Annotated in this window: 23 protein-coding genes; 13 read left to right on the top strand and 10 right to left on the bottom strand. The window is 69.2% G+C overall.

The window, feature by feature from the left end; translation table 11 throughout:
• Positions 1–18: 18 nt before the first annotated feature.
• Positions 19–378 (bottom strand): arsenate reductase family protein, encoded by a 360-nt coding sequence (locus tag QMZ92_RS24230; protein WP_283299581.1) that lies wholly within the window; start codon positions 376–378, stop codon positions 19–21.
• 129 nt (positions 379–507) lie between these two features.
• On the opposite strand from QMZ92_RS24230, the gene QMZ92_RS24225 reads away from it, so the two are divergent.
• The 5 genes from QMZ92_RS24225 (at position 508) to QMZ92_RS24205 (ending at position 5375) form a co-directional block, all read left to right on the top strand.
• Positions 508–861 carry a hypothetical protein gene (locus QMZ92_RS24225; protein ID WP_283299580.1) on the top strand — a complete coding sequence of 118 codons (354 nt, stop codon included), beginning with the start codon at positions 508–510 and terminating at the stop codon, positions 859–861.
• Between the two features lie 287 nt (positions 862–1148).
• Complete coding sequence (locus tag QMZ92_RS24220; protein WP_283299579.1) at positions 1149–2018, top strand: HalD/BesD family halogenase; 870 nt, start codon at positions 1149–1151, stop codon at positions 2016–2018.
• A 362-nt stretch (positions 2019–2380) separates the two neighbouring features.
• Entirely contained in the window at positions 2381–3226 is an 846-nt protein-coding gene (locus tag QMZ92_RS24215; protein WP_283299578.1) for a class I SAM-dependent methyltransferase, read from the top strand.
• Entirely contained in the window at positions 3223–5082 is a 1860-nt protein-coding gene (locus QMZ92_RS24210; protein ID WP_283299577.1) for a choline/carnitine O-acyltransferase, read from the top strand. Before QMZ92_RS24215 ends, QMZ92_RS24210 begins: the two co-directional genes overlap by 4 nt.
• Before the next feature lie 116 nt (positions 5083–5198).
• Positions 5199–5375, top strand: a complete 177-nt coding sequence (locus QMZ92_RS24205) for a carbonic anhydrase (RefSeq protein WP_349307755.1) — start codon at positions 5199–5201, stop codon at positions 5373–5375.
• Between the two features lie 93 nt (positions 5376–5468).
• Here QMZ92_RS24205 and QMZ92_RS24200 read toward each other — a convergent pair whose 3' ends face one another.
• The 4 genes from QMZ92_RS24200 to QMZ92_RS24185 form a co-directional block, all read right to left on the bottom strand.
• Complete coding sequence (locus tag QMZ92_RS24200) at positions 5469–6218, bottom strand: transposase family protein (protein ID WP_283299576.1); 750 nt, start codon at positions 6216–6218, stop codon at positions 5469–5471.
• A gap of 166 nt (positions 6219–6384) precedes the next feature.
• Positions 6385–7458, bottom strand: coding sequence for a hypothetical protein (locus QMZ92_RS24195; RefSeq protein ID WP_283299575.1), 1074 nt, complete (start codon positions 7456–7458; stop codon positions 6385–6387).
• Between the two features lie 336 nt (positions 7459–7794).
• Positions 7795–7980, bottom strand: coding sequence for a hypothetical protein (locus tag QMZ92_RS24190; protein WP_283299574.1), 186 nt, complete (start codon positions 7978–7980; stop codon positions 7795–7797).
• Positions 7981–8472: 492 nt separating this feature from the next.
• Positions 8473–9300: a bestrophin-like domain gene (locus QMZ92_RS24185; RefSeq protein ID WP_283299573.1), complete on the bottom strand. Its 828-nt coding sequence runs from the start codon at positions 9298–9300 to the stop codon at positions 8473–8475.
• Positions 9301–9813: 513 nt separating this feature from the next.
• Here QMZ92_RS24185 and QMZ92_RS24180 point away from each other — a divergent pair.
• The 6 genes from QMZ92_RS24180 to QMZ92_RS24155 all read left to right on the top strand — a co-directional run bounded on the left by QMZ92_RS24180 (position 9814) and on the right by QMZ92_RS24155 (position 13422).
• Positions 9814–10074, top strand: coding sequence for a peptide deformylase (locus QMZ92_RS24180; protein ID WP_283299572.1), 261 nt, complete (start codon positions 9814–9816; stop codon positions 10072–10074).
• Between the two features lie 322 nt (positions 10075–10396).
• Positions 10397–10966, top strand: a complete 570-nt coding sequence (locus tag QMZ92_RS24175; RefSeq protein WP_283299571.1) for a DUF5994 family protein — start codon at positions 10397–10399, stop codon at positions 10964–10966.
• A 4-nt stretch (positions 10967–10970) separates the two neighbouring features.
• Positions 10971–11210 carry a hypothetical protein gene (locus QMZ92_RS24170; RefSeq protein WP_283299570.1) on the top strand — a complete coding sequence of 80 codons (240 nt, stop codon included), beginning with the start codon at positions 10971–10973 and terminating at the stop codon, positions 11208–11210.
• A gap of 84 nt (positions 11211–11294) precedes the next feature.
• Positions 11295–11558, top strand: coding sequence for a hypothetical protein (locus QMZ92_RS24165; RefSeq protein ID WP_283299588.1), 264 nt, complete (start codon positions 11295–11297; stop codon positions 11556–11558).
• Between the two features lie 43 nt (positions 11559–11601).
• Positions 11602–11883 (top strand): hypothetical protein, encoded by a 282-nt coding sequence (locus QMZ92_RS24160; RefSeq protein ID WP_283299569.1) that lies wholly within the window; start codon positions 11602–11604, stop codon positions 11881–11883.
• Positions 11884–12180: 297 nt separating this feature from the next.
• Positions 12181–13422: a PP2C family protein-serine/threonine phosphatase gene (locus tag QMZ92_RS24155; protein ID WP_283299568.1), complete on the top strand. Its 1242-nt coding sequence runs from the start codon at positions 12181–12183 to the stop codon at positions 13420–13422.
• 296 nt (positions 13423–13718) lie between these two features.
• On the opposite strand, the gene glnA is transcribed toward QMZ92_RS24155, so the two are convergent.
• The gene (gene glnA / locus QMZ92_RS24150) at positions 13719–15128 is read right to left on the bottom strand and encodes a type I glutamate--ammonia ligase (protein WP_283299567.1); all 1410 of its coding nucleotides are present in this window, start codon (positions 15126–15128) and stop codon (positions 13719–13721) included.
• A gap of 300 nt (positions 15129–15428) precedes the next feature.
• On the opposite strand from glnA, the gene QMZ92_RS24145 reads away from it, so the two are divergent.
• A complete protein-coding gene (locus QMZ92_RS24145; protein ID WP_283299566.1) occupies positions 15429–15896 on the top strand; it encodes an RDD family protein in 468 nt (155 codons plus the stop codon).
• A 326-nt stretch (positions 15897–16222) separates the two neighbouring features.
• Here the strand turns inward: QMZ92_RS24145 and QMZ92_RS24140 are convergent, their stop codons facing one another.
• From QMZ92_RS24140 to lipB, 4 genes are all read right to left on the bottom strand, one after another.
• A complete protein-coding gene (locus tag QMZ92_RS24140) occupies positions 16223–16921 on the bottom strand; it encodes a DUF4191 domain-containing protein (RefSeq protein WP_138055749.1) in 699 nt (232 codons plus the stop codon).
• Between the two features lie 19 nt (positions 16922–16940).
• The gene (locus QMZ92_RS24135) at positions 16941–17144 is read right to left on the bottom strand and encodes an SCO2195 family GlnR-regulated protein (RefSeq protein ID WP_017949918.1); all 204 of its coding nucleotides are present in this window, start codon (positions 17142–17144) and stop codon (positions 16941–16943) included.
• A 233-nt stretch (positions 17145–17377) separates the two neighbouring features.
• Positions 17378–18370, bottom strand: coding sequence for a lipoyl synthase (lipA, locus tag QMZ92_RS24130; protein WP_283299565.1), 993 nt, complete (start codon positions 18368–18370; stop codon positions 17378–17380).
• A gap of 102 nt (positions 18371–18472) precedes the next feature.
• A complete protein-coding gene (gene lipB / locus QMZ92_RS24125) occupies positions 18473–19321 on the bottom strand; it encodes a lipoyl(octanoyl) transferase LipB (protein ID WP_283299564.1) in 849 nt (282 codons plus the stop codon).
• A gap of 242 nt (positions 19322–19563) precedes the next feature.
• Here lipB and QMZ92_RS24120 point away from each other — a divergent pair, with 242 nt between their 5' ends.
• Positions 19564–21015 carry an NsdA family TPR-like regulatory protein gene (locus QMZ92_RS24120; protein ID WP_283299563.1) on the top strand — a complete coding sequence of 484 codons (1452 nt, stop codon included), beginning with the start codon at positions 19564–19566 and terminating at the stop codon, positions 21013–21015.
• Positions 21016–21049 lie beyond the last annotated feature (34 nt).

Raw genomic sequence — 21049 nt, 5'->3', positions numbered from 1 at the left:
CCGGCGCGATCGGTGCGTTCAGCGGCCGAGTGCGTCCCGTACCGCCTCGTCGGTGCGCGCCACCACGGCAGTGCCGTCGTCCGCCGTGATGATCGGACGCTGGATCAGCTTCGGGTGCGCGGAGAGCGCCGCGATCCACCGGGCGCGCGAGTCCGCGTCCCTGGGCCAGCCCTTCATGCCGAGCTCCCCCGCGATCGCCTCCTGGGTCCGGGCGATGTCCCACGGCTCCAGCCCGAGCCGTTCGAGGACCTCGCGGATCTCCTTCTCCGACGGTACGTCGTCGAGGTAGCGGCGCACCGTGTACGACGCGCCCTCCTCGTCGAGCAGACGCAGCGCGCTGCGGCACTTCGAGCACGCGGGATTGATCCAGATCTCCATTGCGGCACTGTACTCCCGTGCCCCACTCGAACACCTCTGAACCTCCTTTGGCCTGGGGTGATTGTCAGTGGTGGGCGATAAAATCGAACTAGTTCGTGAGGGACCAACCACCGCGCCAGGAGGTCGCCGATGGGCGTTGCCGCAATCACGACGATGACGGGGACGGGGATGGAGCAGGGCACGAGGAGGGGGGCGGGTACGGGGGCCGCGAAGAGGAGGGGCAGGCGGCCGGAGCACCTGCCGGCACCGCCCGCGCCGGCGAAGAGGCCACTGCCCGCGGGACTCCCGCGCGAGTGGTACGAATCCCACAACCGCCGGCTCAAGGCCATGCGCCTGGCCATCGCGCTGCTCGACACGGGTGTCTACCACCCGGCGAACGCGAGCAACCGGCGGATCCGCACCACGGCCGAGCGCATCGGCATCCATCCGCCGTCCGACACGACGTGCCGCATGGTGCGTTCACTGATCCACCACGTGGACTGAGGGCCCGCGAGACCGCCTGCACCGGCGGCACCGGCACCCGCGACCCTCAAGCGACGGACGGCGGCGGTCCGACGCCGGGACGCGCCTTCCGCGGTCCCCGGGCGCACCTGCCCGGGGGCCGCGCGCCGCGCTCGACCCGTCCGCCTGCCCCGCCGTCCCGGACGCCGCCCCGGCGCCTCGCCCGTGTGACGTGTCACAGACAAGCGGCCGGGGCTGTGGGAAGTTCAACTCTGATGTTCCTCAGTTGAGTTGGGGTCGCCCGTCGGCCCGCATACCGAGAGGATCGAATGAGCACACTGGAAGCCATGACGCTTGCCCAGGTGGTCGACACGAACCGGTATCCGCTGTCGGAGCTCGACGGCGCCGAGGGACGGGCGGTGGTCGCCCGCGCCCGGCGCGAGCTGTCCGACCTCGGCTGCACCGTGCTGCCCGACTTCATCCGCCCGTCCCTCCAGGACGTCCTGCGCGAGGAGGGCTCGGCGCTCGCCCCCCGTGCGTACCACGACGTCGAAACGGTGAACGTCTACAACATCGCCGTCGACTCGGACCTGCCCGAGGACCATCCCGGCCGGAGGACGTTCCAGCGCGGCAACGCGTTCGTCGCCAGGGACCGCATTCCCGGGGACTCGCTGATCGGCCGGCTCTACTCGAACGACGTGTTCAGGGAGTTCGTCGCCCGCTGCTTCGGGCTGCCGCGGCTGCACGAACTGGCCGACCCGCTCTCCGGACTGGTCCTCAACGTGGTCCCGCCCGGCATGGAGCACCCCTGGCACTTCGACACCAACGAGTTCACCGTCAGCATGCTCACCCGGGAGCCCGAGGACGGCGGCGTCTTCGAGTACTGCCCCGGCATCAGGTCCGCGCAGGACGAGAACTTCGCCGGCGTACGGGACGTCCTCGACGGCCGCGGCGGCCGGCTGGTCCGCCGCCTGCCCCTGCGGCCCGGCGATCTGCAGCTCTTCAAGGGCCGCTACTCGCTGCACCGGGTGAGCCCGGTCCGGGGCGGGACCGCCCGCCACTCCGCGATCTTCGCCTACAGTGAGCGCCCCGGCGTCATCGGGAGCGTCGCCCGGACCCGGCAGCTGTTCGGACGGGTGCTGCCCGAGCACCTGGAGGCGGAGGGCAGTGCCGTGCGGGGCGACCGGCTGCTGGACTAGTGCTGTGGCCGGTAAGGTTTGCCGGGAAACTCGCGGCGTACGGTGCGGTGCATCGTAAGGCGGAGGATCGCCCTCGTACTGGGCGTACTCGGGCGACTCCGACAACGCCGCGAGGTGCCGGGCGTCGCGAGCCGGTGAACCCTTCCGGTCACAGCACTAGGCGCCGTTCACCCGGGCCCCGCCCGGTCCTCCGGGCCACCCCGCACGCGGCCCCACACGTCCACGGCGCCGGCACAACAGCCCACGGCCACCGGCACACGCGTCCCCCGCCCACCAACGCCGGACCACTGCGGCCGGGCAGCGTGTCCGTCCCGGCCCGCAGGCGTTTCCCACACAGCTACCCCCCGGAGGAGCAGAACCCCGTGCGATTCGACGCCACCGGAAAAGTCTCCCTCGACCACATCTACACCCAGCCGGACCCCCGCACGTACTTCACCGTGCTCCGCCCCCTCGGCTACTGCGTCCCTCAGCAGGCCAAACCCTGGTTCACCAAGCTGATCCAGGAGTATCGCGAGTCCCGGCAGGTCACCGTGCCGCAGGTGCTGGACATCGGCTGCTCCTACGGCATCAACGCCGCGCTGGTGAAGTACGACGCGACCCTGGACGAGCTGTACGACCGCTACGGCGCCGCCCGGGCCGCGGACGACAGCCGCGCGGCCCTGCTGGCCCGCGACCGTGAGCTGGCCCGCCGCCGCCGCCCCGCACAGCCCCTTCGCTTCGTGGGTCTGGACGCCGCCGGCAGCGCGCTGGCCTACGCCCTCGAGGCGGGCTTCCTCGACGACGCGGTCCACGCCGACCTGGAGAACCACGATCCCACGCCCCGCCAGCACGCCCAGCTCGCCGGCACGGACCTGGTGATCTCGACGGGCTGCCTCGGCTACGTCACCGAGCGGACGCTGACGCGGGTGGTCCGGGCCCAGGGCGGACGCCTGCCGTGGATGGCGCACTTCGTGCTGCGGATGTTCCCCTTCGACCAGGTCGAACAGACCCTCGCCGAGCTCGGATACCGCACCGTCCGCATCGGCGAGGTCTTCAGACAGCGGCGGTTCGCCTCCCCCGAGGAACAGGCGCTCGTCCTCGACGGCATGGCGGCCGCCGGGGTGGATGCGCGGGGCTTCGAGGCGGAAGGCTGGCTCCACGCACAGCTCTACCTTTCCCGGCCGTACGACACCCCAGGCACCGACGACCCGAAACGAGACCAGTGGTGAACAACCGTCAGACGTCCCACCCGGAGGCCCCGGCACCCGGCACGGCCCCCTCCACCTTCGCCAACGAGGCGAGCCTGCCGCGCGTACCGCTGCCGACGCCGGAGGCGAGCTGCGAGCGGTTCCTCGCCTGGTGCGCTCCGCTGCTCACCGCGGACGAACTCGCTGCGACCGAGGCGGAGGTCGCCGCCTTCCTCCGGCCCGACGGTCCCGGCCGCGTCCTGCACGCGGCACTGGAGGAGTACGACGCCACCGAGGGCGTGCACAGCTGGCTGGACATGTTCTGGCCGTACCGCTACCTGGGCCGGCGGGACCGCATCGCGCTCAACGCCAACTTCTTCTTCCTGTTCCAGGACACAGACGAGGGGCAACTGCCCCGCGCGGCCGGGCTGATCGCGGGGGCGCTGCACCACAAGGGCCTGCTCGACCGGGAGCAGCTCCCGCCCGTGGTGCAGCGCGGAGTGCCCCAGTCGATGGTGCAGAACACGTTCCTCTACTCCACCACCAGGATCCCGGGCGTGCCCCAGGACACCGTCCGCGCCCCCTACGGGCACGACCGGCCCGGACCGTCCGGTGCCCGGCACATCGTGGTGTTCTTCCGCGGCGCCATGTTCCGGCTGGACGTGCTCGGCCCGGACGGCGTCCCCTACGGGCTGGAGGAACTGGAGGCCGGACTCGGCGCGGTCGTGAAGGCCGGAGCGGAGCCCGCCGCACCGGGCACCTCGGTGGGCCACCTCACCACGATGGCGCGTGCGGAGTGGGCGTCCGCCCGTGCGGAACTGCTGCACGCCGACCCCCGCAACGCGGAGTCGCTGGACGTCGTCGAAACCGCGCTGTTCTGCGTCTGCCTGGAGGACTTCGCACCCGCCGGGTTCCAGGAGGCATGCGACGAACTGCTGTACGGCGACCGCGGGAACCGCTGGTTCGACAAGGCCGTGTCGTTCGTCGTCTTCGCGGACGGTCGCGCGGGCATCAACGTCGAGCACTGCGAACTCGACGGCACCACCATCCTCGGCTTCACCGACTTCCTCCTGGACACCCCGGCCGAGGAGCACTCCCGCCGCTCGGGGGCCCGCTCCCAGGGCCTGCCCGCGTCGGAGCCGGTCGTCTTCACGCTGAACGCGCCGCTCAGGGAGAAGGTGCGCGCCGCCGCGGAGTCCTTCGCCGCGTACGGAGAGGCCACCGCGACCACCACCGTGTGCTTCCCGGACTTCGGCAGCACCACGGCCAAGTCCCTGGGCATGTCCCCGGACGCCTTCGTCCAGTGCGCCTACCAGCTCGCCCACCAGCGGGCCCAGGGGTTCCTGGGCGCCACGTACGAATCGATCGCCACCCGGCAGTACCGCAACGGGCGCACCGAGGCCATGCGCGTCGTCACACCGGAGATGCGGGCGTTCGTCACGGCGATGGAGGATCCCGACGCGTCCCCGGCCGGGCGCCTCGCCGCCTTCCGCGCCGCGGCCGACGCCCATGTGGCGCGTGCGAAGGCGTCCCAGGCCGGACAGGCGCCCGAACAGCACCTGTGGGAACTGGAACTCGTCCAGCGCCGCCGCGGCCCGGAGCTCGGCGTCACCGAGCAGCCCGCGCTCTACCGCACCCCGGGCTGGCTGAAGCTGCGCGACGACTACCTCAGCACCAGCTCCGGGCCCTCCCGCAACATCCAGTTCTTCGGCTTCGGATCCACCAGCAGCCGCTGCATCGGGGTGGCCTACGTACTGCTCCCCGAGCGCTTCAACCTCTATCTGAGCACCCCGCTGCCGGTCGCGGACCGGATGCACGCCTTCGCGGACCGCCTGCGTGACGCGGTCGCGGAACTCCGCGACCTGCTGGGGTCCGGAGGGGCGCAGCAGGTCGGCTGACTCCCGAGCCCGGCGCGGAGGGTCCGTCCCGCCGTCCGCGGGACGGACCCTCCGCGCCGCCGTGGCCGGTACGGTCCTCGGAACCGGCCACGGAAAGGGCTGGAACGCTGGACCCGGTGGGCGAACAGAGGGCCGGCGAGGCCGAATCCCATGCCCGCGCCCAGGCCGCACTGACAGCGGAGGCTCTGTGCTCCAACCAGGACCTCGCCCCACTCGTGAAGGAGGGCTCCCTCGACGTGGTCGGTGCCTACTACCTGCTCGACTCGGGCAAGGTGGAACTCCTGTCCGCCTGACACAGCCGCGCGTTCGCGCGTTCGACTCAACGCCGACCCGTGTCACGGACCGGAGGCAGGCGGACGACGGGCAGAGGACGACAGTGAGCGTATTCAGCGTTGCCTCTCCAGGGTGAGGACGGCTTTGGTGATGATGCTCATGCGGTTGGGGCTGATGCGGGATCTGCGGAAGATCTGCCAGGACTTCAGCCGGGCCATGCCTCGTTCGACGGGTGCCCGGGCCGCGGACAGGGCCCGGTTCACGGTCCTTTCGGTGAGGGTGAGTTCACCGCCTGGTGGGCGGCGCTTGGCGGTGGTGACCCAGCCGCCCGCGCCGATGTAGGCCATGTCGGCGAGGATCGGGACGCCCTGGCGCGCGCAGATCCGGGGGATCTTGTGGGTACGGGCAGCCGTCAGGTCGTGGGTCCGGCCCGGCAATGCCGGTGACAGCCACAGAATCTCGCCGGCCGGGTCCGTGACGACCTGCACGTTCACCCCGTGTCGCTTGTGTTTCGAGGAGTAGTCGGCCCGGCCGTCGCCGACCCGGTCGCACTCGGCGAGCGTGCCGTCCAGGAGGACGAAGTCCGGGTCGTGCGCGCGCAGCGTCTTCAGCAGGCCCGGCGCCTGCTCGGCGAGTAGACCGGTGACCGCGGTGACGTAGGCGTGGGCGGTGCCGACGGATATCCCGAACGCCGCGGCGATTCGGGCGAGGGTGTCGTGGCGGCGCAGGTACACGAGTGCGGCCAGCGCACGTTGGTGCGGCGGAAGTTTGCACCGCCGGTCGCCCTCACGGGTGACGATGAGCATCGTGACCCACTCGACCAGGGCATGGGGCAGGTCGAGTGCGGCAGGGTACGGGACCAATGAGGCTCCTGTGCCGTTGCGGGAGGTATTCGGAGCCTCGCCCAACGGCACAGGAGCCTCGTACGTTGCGGCTCCCTCTGCCGCGAGGCGAACGGCATGTCACACACCCCGGCTCGGCGGCACTTCTGTCACCGGCTACGGGAGGGTGCGTGACAGGCCCGTCAGCTCATTGGATCAGGTCGGTGTGCGGATGCTCGGGGGAGGTCGGGCAGACGTAGATCTGCATGTTGTCGGTGCTGCCGACTTCGATTTTGGTCGGCTGAGAGGGGCTCTGGCCGCAGCAGTGCCCGCCAGCGTTTGCGGCGTCTTGGTCTTCGTAAGGTGCCCAGCTGTGGCCCTGGCTGCCGTCCCATTCGAAGGAGGCGATGGTCAGCAGCGGGACCATCTGCACATCACAGACCGTGCAGTACCGGGGGTAGGGGTCGGTGCGACCCCACGGAGGCCAGCCGCCGACCTTCCAGCCGGGCGCGTCTGCCAGATGGACGTCATAGAACTCCCGCGGATATTCCGCGTAGGAGCTGTCCACGCCGGCGCCGGCCGCTTGCCATCTGCTCCAGTCCTCCACCATCAGCCGCATCTGCGGGCTCAGATCGAGGCTGTTGGGGTACTCGGTGATCGCTTCCGGTGCCAGCACACACGGCTCCGGCAGATAGCCCCCATGGTTCACCTCGTACGGCTCGGGCGGTGTGGCGAGGATCTCGACGACCTCGGCGGCGGACCGCCAGAACAATGCGGTCGACGGCTTGTGATCCGGATCGTGGTCGTAGGGGCACCACAAAACCTGGAGCAGATCGGCCTGTCCGGGCGGCCGCAATAGGGGTATGTCGCGCACGTACAGTTGGGCCACGGGCAGCATGGGGACCGGGCAATCCGCGGGCGGAGGGCCGGCGTCGAGTCGCTCCGCGAGCCTCTCGGCGTTCCGCTCCTTGATCGCCGCCTCCTCGGGCGTTGTCCCACGGCCGTTGTGATCACGGTGCCACCGGGCCTGCATGCGTCTCTTAAGCCGCACGTCGTCCGGTGACTCGCGAAACCCGCTGTCCACGTGCAGGTGCGAGGCTTCGCAGTGCGGCCATGGCTCATCGGCCGGCCACAGCAACGGCCCCCCGACCGAGCTCTCCTGTGCCGAAGGCGCCCCGGGACGCGGGTGCAGCCGAATCGCGGGACGCGCCAACGGCGCCAGTTCGGGAAAGACCGCGGTCACATCCACGGACCGCGGCGGAGTAGAACGTACAAAGACCATGCCGGTGATCCTGTCACCAGCCACTGACAATCTCTGGCCGCCTCAACCGGCCTCGGTGGCATCGGTGTTCAGCTGGTCGAGTCCAACGCACGTCGCCTCGGCCACAGCGACGGCAGGCCTGCCTGTGTGACGCCTGCCGGGCTTCGGCTCAGCCATCACTCGATCAGTGGCCACTCTGAATGAACTCAGTGACCGGGCCCCGAAGGAGTCCGGTCACTGAGTCGAGGCGGACACCGTTCAGCCGAGAACCGAGCAGCTGACACCAACCGGGTTGCCGTCAGCCGGCAACGGCCGTATCGACGGGCCCGGCGCGGCGGGGAAGTCCACCACCGTGCACTACATCTTCGCCTTGAGCACGCGGTCAACGGGGAGGTCCACCACCGTGCCCTTCTTCGGCTGGGCGACACTCTGGCTGATCTCGGTGGTTGTGCTGGTAGTCGCCGCGCTGGCCATCGCGGAACTTCCGAACACGAGCGCCCCAGCAGCGGCAGCCGCAATTGCTGTCTTGGTCAGACGGTTCATGACTAATTCCTTTTCCTCAGCAGGGAAAGAGCCCCGACCTCAACTGTCCGGACTCCGGACAGCACGCCGTGTACGCACAGGAACCGGAGAGCCGTCCACATGGCCACCTCCGTCGATGCTGCGACCGGGCCCGGCGGAACGGGCTTCGTCTTTCATCCACCGTCACCGGCGTTCGCAGTACCTCTTGAGAGGCGATGACTCGACTATGACCCGCATCACGTTCCCCTCGACTCCACCAACCGGCCCATCAACCTGGGGAAAGCCACCTCCACCGACCGGGGGAAGGCGGACAGGTGCGAGCCAAGATGAATTCGGGAACACACTCGCCTGATGTCGATCTACCCGATGAATGCTGCCCAAGAGTTCCTTGCACGGTCGAGAGCTGTCCGGATTCATCCGGTGAGGGCGTCATCGGCACGCCCTCGCGGCGCGACGGTCGCGTGTCCGAGATCATGGGGACATTTCAGGGCGCGTGAATCGGACGGACCTGCTTCATACAATGCCCTTGGGTCTGACGGACTGCGGTTCGGCGAGAGGCTCGAACGAAATTCGAAGATCCTCGTATTGGGTGGGTTCAATTTTGAGTTCGCCCCTGAAGGGGTCGTCCATTGCCGCGATCACGAAAATCATCAGAGCTAGAGTCGTGCTCGCCATGAGTGAAATCAGAGTATGCATTCTCATCGACTTCACGGGCAGTAGGAAAATCGACCCCAGAGTTGAGATCGCCCCAACGTAGACAATGACCCACAGCACTGCGGGAATTGTTTGGTTCACCTCTCCGAGGCGCCCGCGCCGCGCATCCAGGAAGTCTCCGTAAGCTGAAAGCGTTTCTTGGTAGATCGCGTTCTGCCTGTTTGTGGTGGGCTCGAATTTGTATAGCTTGTTGAGGAAGTCGGTGACCTCTTGGCGGCATAGGCGTGTCGGGTTGGCACCCTGACTCTGCGCCGGCCACTCCTTTTCCAGCACGCAGTCTAGGTAGGCTTTGATGTCATCTTGCATTCTTCCTCTGTCCGGCTCCGGGAAGGCCTCGATGAGCCTGTAGGAGTGGGAGATTTCGTTTGCCTCTGTCTGGGTCGACGAGGACGCTGTCGAAAAATCTTGATAGGTTGCGACGATGATCAAGGCGACCAGGAGTCCGTAGAACACGATGATGGCATTGGAGAAGACTTGACAGATATCCCCCCACTTTGGCTCCCTGTCGATGGTTTCCGTGAGGTACTTTCGCACCGCCAGCGTTCCCGCCATTGCGATTGCGCCGAAAACCAGGATGAAGATGAGCGCCGAAGGCCAAAGAGGTACATCGTAGAAGATGCTAATCATTTTTCCTCGAATGGAAACGGGGGTGCAATTTGACCTGAATATACTTGCTCGGCCCGGATCCGCCACGTGACGGTCGGGTGATGGCGGCGAAATGTGAGGAGGTGCCTTTACCGGTCCCACGAAGCAAGACACCGCTGAATCCGGCTGCGCGCGCCGGATTCCCCGACGGCCGCGGCCATATGATTCCGCAGCGTCCACACGGCAATATCCGGCTTCCGGGCGATCTCGGACACCGCCGTTCTTCCCGCGGCAAGCGCCAGGACCCGAGGTTCACCGCGGGTGAACCGCGTCTTCTCCGAACGGTGAAACGCGGCGGCAAGGGGCGGCCCCGCTGACCTGGGATGAGTTCGATCTCACGGCTACCTGCCAGGGCGAGACGACGGCGATCGCCAAGGGCATGGGCATCGCAGCCCCGCAGATCGGCATCGCCCGCGCCGCCGCCGTCGTCCAGCCACCTGGCGACGCCCCGCCATCATCCTGCTCAACCCGCGGATCACCTCCCGCTCCGACGAGGTGGACGAGCAGTATGAGGGCTGCCTGAGCTTCTTCGACGTCCGCGGCCTCGTTCCCCGCCCCCTGCAGATCAACGTCGAGACCACCGCTCTGACTGGTGAGACCGTGATCACCGTGTACGACCGCGGCCTTGCCCGCCTCATCCACCACGAAGTCGACCACCTCGACGGGTTGCTGTACACCGCCCGGATGCGGACCGAGGTTGCGCCGATTCCTGTGGAGGAGTACCGGCAGACCGGCCGTGCGTGGGAGTACGAGTAGGCCACTACGCGGCGGCCGTTCGCGAGGCTAGTTCAGGCGGTGGTTCCTCTGGCTTCCGTGCTCTCTTGCATACGGGACTATGGGGCACCGCAGACGGCCCTTGTGCGAAATCGTCGCCCCTGTCGTGGAACGTCGGCCACCGGTTACCGGACACGGCGTTTCCCTGCGCGCCGGCGGCAAATGGCTCACGCGCGGGTCACCGGACCGTGCCCGGAGTACAGTGGAGACACCGGGAATATTTCGCATACCGGCTCCCACGCCGATGTCGTTCTCGGCGAGCAACAACACCGGGACATCGAAGCCCCGGGGACAGGTCCGCGCCATGACCGCGACCATCGACCGTTTGACCTTCAGTGAGCGCGTGACCTCAACACCGGCTCGCCTGTCTCTGACCCCGATGGGGTCGGCTCCGGGGCTTCTGGACGGTGCCTGGTGGCCTCGCTCTCGCGATCTTTCCCGTGAACTGCCCGACCTCGTCGACGTGCTGGACGCGTGCTGGGGCCGGATCACGCGTGTCACGGTGAACCCGACCCACTGGTCCGTGATCCCTCGCAAGGTGGCCGTGGCCGGGCACAAGGTGCACGTGGGCTGGTTCGCCAACGAGCAGGACCCGCACAAGCTGATCCTCCTCTCCTACACCTCAGGTCGCTGGGATCTGCTGGTGATCCCGCCGGAGACCGATGCGGCTGCCGCCGCCCGACTGATGGCCGCCGCAGCCACCCCAGGCGGGCTCGCCACCGCCAGCGCCCTGATGGCGAAAGAGGACGCCTCCCGAGAGGTGCAGGAGTCGCTCGACCAGGAAGAGGCATGGGAGACCGAAGGCGGGCACACCTCAGCGGCGGCCGAGAACCCGAACCCGCCCGGTTCCGTGCGCTCCGCCCGAGGGATGTGAGGTCATGGAGATCGCCATCACCGTGTCCGTGATCATCGTCATGATCATCGCAGGAGCGCTGTGGATCCATCTGCTCAATGGCCAGCACGACGAGCGGATCGCAGCATTCCACTACGGCGACACCTTGCCGGGGATCGGCCGACGGAACCGGAAGGGCCGACGGCCGACAGAGCATGCCGGATCGCCCGTCGTCACCCCCACCAGCCACCGCGAACACCGCGACGCGGCAGCGGATGACGCATGACCTTCTCCTGACCGGGGGCGGTGGGTGTGGCGGGACAACGCCCGCCCCGCCCACCGGCACGTCATCCTGATGAACGAGGTCATCATGAAGCCACCGGAGCCACCACCCTCGGGCAGGCATGCGGAGGTGCGTATCGTCGCAGCGTCCCCCGAGGCCGCCCGTCGGGTCGCAGAGGCACCCCGTCGCTGCTTCGCCGCCACCGAACAGCGCAGCTACCCCGCCGGCAGCGACGGCGGAACCCGCCTCCACCTCACCGTGGACACCACGCACACGGCACAGCCGGCGCGGTCCTGGCCGGCAGCCAGTCGGTCCTCCGAGCAGGACCGCACACAGACGGGCGAAATCTGAGGCAAGGACCCTCGATGGTGCCCGGCACGAGTCGGCGGCAATCATGGCAACACTCCACGAGCGGAAGAACTACCGCGAAGCGATCATGAAGACCCTGTACGAGACCACGGAAGGCAATCGCCTCCTCGGCGTCACCGGGGCGAAGCTGCGCGACGATCTCCGGATGCCTGAGCAGGACCTGGCCGCAGCGTGCGCGTATCTGGCGGGCGAGGGGCTCATCACAGTCGACTGGGCACAGGGAAATACACCCGCAATGGTCACGCTGACGCATCAGGGAATCCGGCGCTTGGAGGCTGAAGAGGCTGAAGAGGAGGAGCGCGGCTGACACGACGCTGAGCCCTTCCCGATCAAGGAACGCATTGCCCAAAAAGCTTCTTATGCCGGAAAAGCGGCGCAGGCATAGCATGGTCAGTGGACCGGTGCACGCTCACGTGCAACCGGCCCGGAAGGGCGGCCCCGGTGTGTATACGCCGGGGCCGTTGTGCACGGTCGGCGCGACGGTAGTGATCGAGCGGGTCCTGGCGCGTATGGCAGTCGAGCAAGGCACCGACCCACACGTTGGAGACAGCCGGCTCGGCAGGCGAAGGCGAAAACCAGGTTGGTGACGTGAAAGGGCACGGCTATGGCGGAGGGTGATCGGCAGCCCGGCAAGGACGCTGTGGACCGGTCGGAGGGGTTCGGTGAGCGGCTGCTGGGGGTGCTGCTGGACCGGGCACACGAGATGCCGCCGCAGTTGATCGCCCCGCTGATCGCGGAAGAGGTAGCCAGGGTCGGTGGCCGGGATATCTCGATCCTCCTGCAGGACTATGCACAGCTGCTACTGGTGCCGCTGCAGGGCAGGGGTCTGAGCGTCAGTGAGCCCGAGCCGATCGGTGGCTCCCATGCCGGCACGGCTTTCCTGAACGCGACTCCTGTCGAGGTACCGCAGGCCGACGCCGTCCGGATGTATCTGCCGTTGCTGGACGGCAGCGACCAGGTGGGAGTCCTGGCCCTCACCCTGGAGACCGTCGACGACGACGACCGGCGCCTGCTGCGCAGGCTCGCGGGACTGATCGCCGACATGCTGGTCACCAAGCACAGCTACACCGACCAGTTCTTCCTGACCCGGCGCCGCGAACCCATGAGCGTGGCCGCGGAGATCCAGTGGTCTCTGCTCCCACCGCTGGCGATGTCCGTCCCCCAGGTCGCGGTGGCCGGAATCCTGGAACCCGCCTACAACGTCGCCGGCGACAGCTTCGACTACGCACTCAACGACGACATCCTGCATGTGGCCGTGGTCGATGCGATGGGCCATGGCCTCAACGCTGCCACGATGGCCACCGTCGTCATCGGGGCCTACCGGCACTCCAGACGTGCCGGCATCGGCCTGCCCGAGATCTACGCGTTCATGGACCGGGCCATCGCCGAGCAATTCGGGCCCGAACACTTCGTCACCGCGCAGATGATGCGCCTGAACATCGCAACGGGCCACCTGCAGTGGGTCAACGCGGGACACCCCGCACCACTGCTGATCCGCGACCACAAGGTCCTACGGCACCTGGAGGGCCCGACCACCTTCCCGGTCGGCTTCGGCGGTGAGGAGCCACAGGTCAGCGAGCAGGTACTCCAACGCGGCGACCGGGTGCTGTGTTTCACCGACGGCCTGATCGAGGAGCACAAAGCCGGCGAAGAGGAGTTCGGCGAGGAACAGCTCATCCACTGGGTCAACCGCATCGGGCAGACCGAGGAGGGAGTGCGGGCGGTGGTGCGCTCCCTCTCCCACGCCCTGAAGGAGGAACGGGGCGGAAGCACCAGCGACGACGCGACCCTCTTCCTGATCGAGTGGCGCGGGGGCGCCGCCGACCACCTCGCCGCCCTGGACTGAGCCGATAGCCGCCCCATCGTTGACGGAGCTGAAGCGCGCAGGCCCGCGGCTCCGAATCTGGCTGCCCAGATGGGGACAGCGCGGCTGAGTCATCGCCACGAAGGCCGCCACCTCCTCCTTGGAGATGGCGGCCTTGCTGCCGCATCTGACGGTAGATCAGGTATCCGCGTGACCGGTGCACACCCGGTGCACCAGACCCTGGAGAACAGCCGGGAACAGCGCGAAGTGCTGATCAGTGTTCCCCACAGGTCACAGCACGCCTCCGGACCTCAGGCCCAGGTGAGCCGCCCTGCACTTTAGATGTCGAAGTACAGCTCGAACTCGTGCGGGTGCGGACGCAGCTGGATCGGGGCGATCTCGTTCGTGCGCTTGTAGTCGATCCAGGTCTCGATCAGGTCGGCCGTGAAGACGCCGCCGGCCTGGAGGTACTCGTTGTCCGCTTCGAGGGCGTCGAGGACCGCCGGGAGCGAGGTCGGGACCTGCGGGACGCCCGCGTGCTCCTCGGGGGCGAGTTCGTAGAGGTCCTTGTCGATCGGCTCGGCCGGCTCGATCTTGTTCTTGATGCCGTCCAGACCCGCCAGCATCAGGGCGGAGAAGGCCAGGTACGGGTTCGAGGACGGGTCCGGGGCGCGGAACTCGACGCGCTTGGCCTTCGGGTTGGAGCCCGTGATCGGGATACGCATCGCGGCCGAACGGTTGCGCTGCGAGTACACCAGGTTGACCGGGGCCTCGAAGCCCGGGACCAGGCGGTGGTACGAGTTCACCGTCGGGTTGGTGAAGGCCAGCAGCGACGGGGCGTGCTTGAGGATGCCGCCGATGTAGTAGCGGGCGGTGTCCGAGAGGCCCGCGTAACCCTGCTCGTCGTAGAAGAGCGGCACGCCGCCCTGCCACAGGGACTGGTGGACGTGCATGCCGGAGCCGTTGTCGCCGAAGATCGGCTTGGGCATGAAGGTCGCGGTCTTGCCGTTGCGCCAGGCGACGTTCTTCACGATGTACTTGAAGAGCATCAGGTCGTCGGCCGCGGCGAGCAGCGTGTTGAACTTGTAGTTGATCTCGGCCTGGCCGGCGGTGCCGACCTCGTGGTGCTGGCGCTCGACCTGGAGGCCGACGTTCTCCAGCTCCAGGGAGATCTCGGCGCGCAGGTCGGCGAAGTGGTCGACCGGCGGGGCCGGGAAGTAGCCGCCCTTGTAGCGGACCTTGTAGCCGCGGTTGTCCTCGATCGCGCCGGTGTTCCAGGCGCCGGCCTCGGAGTCGATGTGGTAGAAGCCCTCGTTCGCCGAAGTGGCGAAGCGCACCGAGTCGAAGACGTAGAACTCGGCCTCGGGGCCGAAGTACGCGGTGTCCGCGATGCCGGTGGAGGCGAGGTACGCCTCGGCCTTCTTGGCGATGTTCCGCGGGTCACGGCTGTACTGCTCGCCCGTGATCGGGTCGTGGATGAAGAAGTTGATGTTGAGGGTCTTGTCGCGGCGGAACGGGTCCAGACGCGCCGTGGAGAGGTCCGCGCGCAGAGCCATGTCGGACTCGTGGATCGCCTGGAAGCCGCGGATCGACGAGCCGTCGAAGGCGAGCTCCTCGGACGGGTCGAACGCCGTGGCCGGAATCGTGAAGTGCTGCATCACGCCGGGAAGGTCGCAGAACCGGACGTCGATCATCTTCACGTCGTTGTCCGCGATGTACTTCTTGGCGTCGTCGGCGTTCTGGAACATCCAACTCCTCCTACTCCCGTCCCGGGGAGGGGCGGGGTTGTGACTCGGTCGTGCGGCCAGTGCGGTGGCACACGCAGGACACGACCCTAGGCAGCCGGGATTTCTCCAGCATGACTCATTTGTTTCGCGGAAGTTAACCGGGCGACCGGAGTCCAGAGCCGCGACACGCCTCGCGGGCCCCTCGGGCTGCCCTCGCCCGGCCCCGTCCGAGCCGGGGCCGCGGCCCGGGAAGGCGCTGCCCCAGGGGCTTCGGGGCACCCGGGAGGCGGTGATCGAGAGCGTGCACAGTACCGTGGACGGGTGGACAACAGGCAAGCAATCGGATCGTGGCTCTCCGGGCCCCGCGCGGCGGCCGAGGACATGGGCGCCGACTTCGGCCACCGGGGCGAACGGCTCGGGCTGCCGGCGGAGGGACCGGGTTCGGTCGCCCCGCTCGGGCGGCGCTTCGGCGCGCTGTTCATCGACTGGGGCCTGTGCGTGCTCATCGCATACGGCCTCGTCACCGGCCGCGACTGGTCCGCGACGGGCAACCCTGCGCTGGTGGTCTTCCTCGTGCTCACCGTGCTGACGGTGGGCACCGTCGGCAGCACTCCCGGCAAGCGCCTCCTCGGGCTGCGGGTCGTCGGCGAGAACGGCGGACGGCTCGGCGTCGGCAGGGTCCTGGTCCGCAGCGTGCTGCTCTGCCTGGCCGTCCCGGCGCTCATCTGGGACCGCGACGGTCGCGGCCTCCACGACCGGCTCGCCCGCTCGGTTCAGGTACGCATCTGACGCGCCTCCCGGGCGGGAACCCCGGACGCCGGGACGGTGGGTGCGGCCGTGCGCCCGAGAGCCGCGAGGCGAAGCCGCAAGCCCGTGGACCCGTGGACCGGACGGCCCCTCACCCCGGCGTGCTGCCCGCGCACCCCGCCGCCGGGCGCACGTCCCGTGCCGTGCCCGTCCGTACACCCCGGCCCCGACCGTAGGCGCGCACCGCGCTCCCGTGCCCGTCCCACCGCACAGGAAGGAAGAGGGCGCCCCGGTCGGACCGGGGCGCCCTCTTTGTCCGTGTCGAGCGGTCGTGCCCGTCCGACGGCGAGGCCGGGGACGGGACGGCGTCAGCGCATCTTTCCGCCTCGCGGCATCCGCATGCCCTTCGGCATCGGGCCCTTCGGCAAGGGCATGTTGCTCATCAGGTCGCCCATCGCGCGCAGACGGTCGTTCGTCTGCGTCACCTGCGGGCCGGTCAGTACACGGGGGAGCTTCGTCATCGTGGTGCGCAGCTTCTTCAGCGGCACCTGGCCCTCTTCGTTGCCGACGATGATGTCGTGTACCGGGGCGTCCACCGCGACCCGGGCCATCCGCTTCTTCTCGGCCGCCAGCAGGGTCTTGACCCGGTTCGGGTTGCCCTCGGCCACCAGCACGATGCCGGCGCGGCCGACGGCCCGGTGGACGACGTCCTGGTTGCGGTTCATCGCGACCGCAGGGGTCGTGGTCCAGCCTCGGCCCACGTTCTGCAGTACGGCGGCCGCCGCTCCCGGCTGTCCTTCCATCTGCCCGAAGGCGGCACGCTCGGCGCGGCGTCCGAAGACGATCGCCATCGCGAGGAAGGCCAGCAGGAAGCCCAGGATGCCGAGATAGATCGGGTGGTCGATCAGGAAACCGATCGCGAGGAAGACACCGAAGGTGACGATTCCCACACCCGCGACGACAAGACCGACCTTGGAGTCGACCCGCCGGGTCATCTTGTAGGTAAGGGCGATCTGCTTCAGTCGCCCGGGGTTCGCAGAGTTCTCTGCCTGATCCTTCCTCGCCATGTCCTGAAGTTTACGTGCCTCAGGAAGAGCGAGTCGCCACGGCCTCCAGGACGTGCTGCGCCTCGACCCGGTCCCTGGCGCGGCGTCGGTCCTCGAGGACCGCGGTCCAGGCGTTGCGGCGGGCGGTGCGCTGGCCGCCGCCCAGCAGTACGGACTCGACGGCGAGCAGGGTCTGGGTGAGCGTCGGGAAGGCGTTGGCGCGTACGGAAGTCGCGGCCTGCATGGCGGAGGTCTCCCTCGGAAGCGGGTGGTGAGCGGTGGGAGCGTGCGTGCTGTGCGTGAAGACAGCGTCACTGATTGGTGTTACCAGGGCGTGACCCACCGGTCAAACGCTGATGAAACCTTTCCGCGCACTACCGGAAGCATGACGCGGCCCGTACGAGCCCCCGACCTGCGGGGGGCGTACGGGCCGCGACGAACCGGCCATTACCGGACGGTAATTTCTTGTGCGTGAATTCACACGGCCGGGGTGGTGGCCGCGCTCGCCCCGCTCCGCTGTGCGGCTGCCGAGCGCCGCTGGTCCACGGCCTGCTGGTAGAGGCGTCCGGCCCGGTACGAGGACCGCACCAGCGGGCCCGACATCACACCGGAGAAGCCGATCTCGTCGGCCTCCTCCTTCAGCTCCACGAACTCCTGCGGCTTCACCCAGCGCTCGACGGGGTGGTGCCGCACCGACGGCCGCAGGTACTGGGTGATGGTGATCAGCTCGCAGCCCGCGTCGTGGAGGTGCTGCAGGGCCTCGCTGACCTCCTCGCGGGTCTCGCCCATGCCGAGGATCAGGTTCGACTTGGTGACCAGGCCGGCCGCACGGGCCTCCGTGATCACCTTCAGGGAGCGCTCGTACCGGAAGCCGGGGCGGATGCGCTTGAAGATGCGCGGCACCGTCTCGACGTTGTGCGCCAGCACCTCGGGGCGGGAGGAGAAGACCTCGGCCAGTTGGTCCGGCTCCGCGTTGAAGTCGGGGATCAGCAGCTCGACCTTGGTGCGGCCGGCCTCGCGGTCCGCCGTCTGCGCGTGGATCTGGCGCACGGTCTCCGCGTACAGCCAGGCGCCGCCGTCCTCCAGGTCGTCGCGGGCGACGCCGGTGATCGTGGCGTAGTTCAGGTCCATCGTGACGACGGACTCGCCGACGCGGCGCGGTTCGTCGCGGTCGAGCGCCTGCGGCTTGCCCGTGTCGATCTGGCAGAAGTCGCAGCGCCGGGTGCACTGGTCACCGCCGATGAGGAAGGTGGCCTCGCGGTCCTCCCAGCACTCGAAGATGTTGGGGCAGCCGGCTTCCTGGCAGACCGTGTGCAGGCCTTCGCTCTTGACGAGCTTCTGGAGCTGGTTGTACTCGGGACCCATTTTCGCCCGGGTCTTGATCCACTCGGGCTTGCGCTCGATGGGGGTCTGGCTGTTCCGGACCTCCAGGCGCAGCATCTTGCGTCCGTCGGGTGCTACAGCGGACACGACCGGCTCCCTACACTTCGATTCCTCGGCGGACACCAGGGTACGCCCGTTGATTGTGATGCCCTCACCGGTGGCCAACCTATGGCCAGGGGTGGGCATTCCTCAGGCTGCCGGGGCGGGCTCCGGAGCCGGGCCCGCGGGCTCCGTCACGGCCGCCGGGCCGGTCCCGCGGTCCACGGCCCGGGGCCGCAGGTCGGCGTTCTCCAGCACCTCGCGGAGGTGCTTCTCGACGACCGGCAGCACCTCGGCGATCGTCACGTCGCGGCCCAGTTCGTTGGCGAGCGAGGCCACCCCCGCGTCCCGGATGCCGCAGGGCACGATCCGGTCGAACCACGTGTTGTCCGGATTCACGTTCAGTGCGAAGCCGTGCATCGTCACGCCCTTGGCGACGCGGATGCCGATGGCGGCGAGCTTGCGGTCCTCGCGGCGCTGGCCGGCGTTGGACGGGGCGTACTCCGGGCCGCTGAGGCGGGGGTCGAACTCCTCGTCGTGCAGCCGCGGGTCGAGGTCCAGCGAGAGTCCTCCCAACGGGCGCTGCTCGACCGGGTCGCCCAGGACCCAGACGCCGCTGCGGCCCTCGATCCGGGTGGTCTCCACGCCGAAGTCCCCGCAGGTCCGGATCAGCGCCTCCTCCAGGCGCCGCACATGGGCGACCACGTCCACGGGCCGGGGCAGCTGCATGATCGGATAACCGACCAGCTGGCCGGGGCCGTGCCAGGTGATCTTCCCGCCGCGGTCGACGTCGACGACCGGGGTGCCGTCCAGCGGCCGCTCGCTGTCCTCCGTACGCCGCCCGGCCGTGTAGACCGGCGGGTGCTCCAGCAGCAGACAGGTGTCCGGGATCTCGCCGGCGAACCGGGCCGCGTGCACACGGCGCTGCTCGTCCCAGGCCGCCTGGTACTCGACGGCGTCGTCGCCGAAGCCCAGATGGACAAATCGCAGCTCGCTCACCGTTGTGCCTCCCTCAAGCGTTCACGGTGCACTCATCACGCTCCGGCCACTGTACGACTCGTGTCGCACCCGTCAGCGCTGCCCTCAATCCTCACACGATCGGATGAATGCGGGACGAAGGCGGCGGTTGCGCCGGTATGGGCCGCTAAATTCGCGCCGTTCCTCCCCCAGAGCTGAGCCCGGGGGAACCCCAGGCTGCGAGGGCCGCACCCGGGCCCGGAAGGCAGGAGACCGCACAGCTGATGACGGACCGACCCCCGCAGCGCACCCCGAACCGCCAGCTCGCCGCCCTCATCGCCGAAGCCGGCTTCTCCAACGCGGGGCTGGCCCGCCGGGTGGACCAGCTCGGCCTGGAGCACGGCCTCGACCTGCGGTACGACAAGACGTCCGTGACGCGCTGGCTGCGCGGGCAGCAGCCGCGCGGCACCACACCCGCACTGATCGCCGAGGTGTTCACCCGGCGGCTCGGGCGGCGGCTGTCGGCCCAGGACCTGGGCCTGGACGCGTGTGCGCCGGTCTACGCGGGGCTGGAGTTCGCCGCCACCCCCGAGGAGGCCGTGGACATCGTCAGCGGGCTCTGGCGCAAGGACTCGGGCAGCCACGCCGAACTGCGCAAGATCGCGTTCACTCCGGCCGGGCTCGTCGTCCCGAGCCGCGACTGGCTGATCGGCCGCGCCGACGAGCGGGTGGCCCGCGGGGAGCCCCCCCAGAGCGGAGCGCAGGCCAGGGTGCCGGGGCAGGGCGGTCGCACGTCGGTGCCCCGGCAGCGCGGCACGGACCGCGGCCCGGGCCAGCGGGTCGGCCCCGGCGACATCGCGGCCCTGCGGTCGGTCGGCGAGCTCTTCCGGACCCTCGACCACGCGTACGGCGGCGGCCACGCCCGTCAGGCGCTCGTCCGCTACCTGGAGCACGAGGCCGAGCCGATGCTGCGCGGGGCGTACGGGGAGAGCACCGGACGCCGGCTGTTCGGGGCGGTCGCGGACCTCACCCGGCTCGCGGGCTGGACGTCGTTCGACATCGCCGCCCACGGCCTCGCCCAGCGGTACTTCGTCCAGGCGCTGCGGCTGGCCCAGGCCGCGGGCGACCGTGCCTACGGGGCGTACGTGCTGGTCACCATGGCCCGGCAGGCCGTCTACCTCGGGCACGGACGAGAGGCCGTCCAACTCACCCGGGTCGCCCAGCAGGGTGTCGGCTCCTCCGCGCCGCCGGCCGTCCAGGCCCTGCTGCACGCGGTCGAGGCCCGCGGGCACGGCGTGCTCGGGGAGGTGCGCTCCTGCACGGCCTCGCTCGTCCGGGCCGAGCGCACCCTGGACACCGCCCGGCCCGGGGACGACGTGCCGCACTGGGCACGGTTCTTCGACGAGGCGCAGCTGGCCGACGAGTTCGGGCACTGCCACCGGGATCTGCAGCAGTACCGCGCGGCCGTGCAGCACGCCGAGCGCTCCCTCCAGCTGCGCGCCCCGGGCTTCGCGCGCAGTCGCCTCTTCTGCCGAGTCGTCCTCGCCACCTCCCGGCTCGGCCTGGGGGAGCTGGACCAGGCGTGCGCTCTGGGTGCGGAGGCGGCGCAGCAGGCCTCGGAGATGCGGTCGGCCAGGGCCATCGAGTACGTGCGCGACTTCGAGCGACGGCTGGAGCCCTACCGCGACGCGGCCGCGGTCCGCACCTACCGGGACCGTGTCGCGGCGATGGGCTGATCCGCCGATCGCCGGGTTCCGGGGCGGTGCCGGG

It is taken from the genome of Streptomyces sp. HNM0645 (assembly GCF_030056615.1).
GTDB lineage: Bacteria > Actinomycetota > Actinomycetes > Streptomycetales > Streptomycetaceae > Streptomyces > Streptomyces marianii.
The sequence above is the reverse complement of the archived record's forward strand: the minus strand, read 5'-3'. Positions and strand labels throughout refer to the sequence as shown.

What these genes read in the sequence shown, in the direction of transcription:
- QMZ92_RS24190 (WP_283299574.1), bottom strand. Translation starts at nt 7,980, where the DNA reads ATGAACCGTCTGACCAAGACAGCAATTGCGGCTGCCGCTGCTGGGGCG.
- QMZ92_RS24230 (WP_283299581.1), bottom strand. Translation starts at nt 378, where the DNA reads ATGGAGATCTGGATCAATCCCGCGTGCTCGAAGTGCCGCAGCGCGCTG.
- QMZ92_RS24220 (WP_283299579.1), top strand. Translation starts at nt 1,149, where the DNA reads ATGAGCACACTGGAAGCCATGACGCTTGCCCAGGTGGTCGACACGAAC.
- QMZ92_RS24165 (WP_283299588.1), top strand. Translation starts at nt 11,295, where the DNA reads ATGAAGCCACCGGAGCCACCACCCTCGGGCAGGCATGCGGAGGTGCGT.
- QMZ92_RS24140 (WP_138055749.1), bottom strand. Translation starts at nt 16,921, where the DNA reads ATGGCGAGGAAGGATCAGGCAGAGAACTCTGCGAACCCCGGGCGACTG.
- QMZ92_RS24195 (WP_283299575.1), bottom strand. Translation starts at nt 7,458, where the DNA reads ATGGTCTTTGTACGTTCTACTCCGCCGCGGTCCGTGGATGTGACCGCG.
- QMZ92_RS24175 (WP_283299571.1), top strand. Translation starts at nt 10,397, where the DNA reads ATGACCGCGACCATCGACCGTTTGACCTTCAGTGAGCGCGTGACCTCA.
- QMZ92_RS24120 (WP_283299563.1), top strand. Translation starts at nt 19,564, where the DNA reads ATGACGGACCGACCCCCGCAGCGCACCCCGAACCGCCAGCTCGCCGCC.
- glnA (WP_283299567.1), bottom strand. Translation starts at nt 15,128, where the DNA reads ATGTTCCAGAACGCCGACGACGCCAAGAAGTACATCGCGGACAACGAC.
- QMZ92_RS24160 (WP_283299569.1), top strand. Translation starts at nt 11,602, where the DNA reads ATGGCAACACTCCACGAGCGGAAGAACTACCGCGAAGCGATCATGAAG.
- QMZ92_RS24225 (WP_283299580.1), top strand. Translation starts at nt 508, where the DNA reads ATGGGCGTTGCCGCAATCACGACGATGACGGGGACGGGGATGGAGCAG.
- QMZ92_RS24185 (WP_283299573.1), bottom strand. Translation starts at nt 9,300, where the DNA reads ATGATTAGCATCTTCTACGATGTACCTCTTTGGCCTTCGGCGCTCATC.
- QMZ92_RS24155 (WP_283299568.1), top strand. Translation starts at nt 12,181, where the DNA reads ATGGCGGAGGGTGATCGGCAGCCCGGCAAGGACGCTGTGGACCGGTCG.
- QMZ92_RS24135 (WP_017949918.1), bottom strand. Translation starts at nt 17,144, where the DNA reads ATGCAGGCCGCGACTTCCGTACGCGCCAACGCCTTCCCGACGCTCACC.
- QMZ92_RS24170 (WP_283299570.1), top strand. Translation starts at nt 10,971, where the DNA reads ATGGAGATCGCCATCACCGTGTCCGTGATCATCGTCATGATCATCGCA.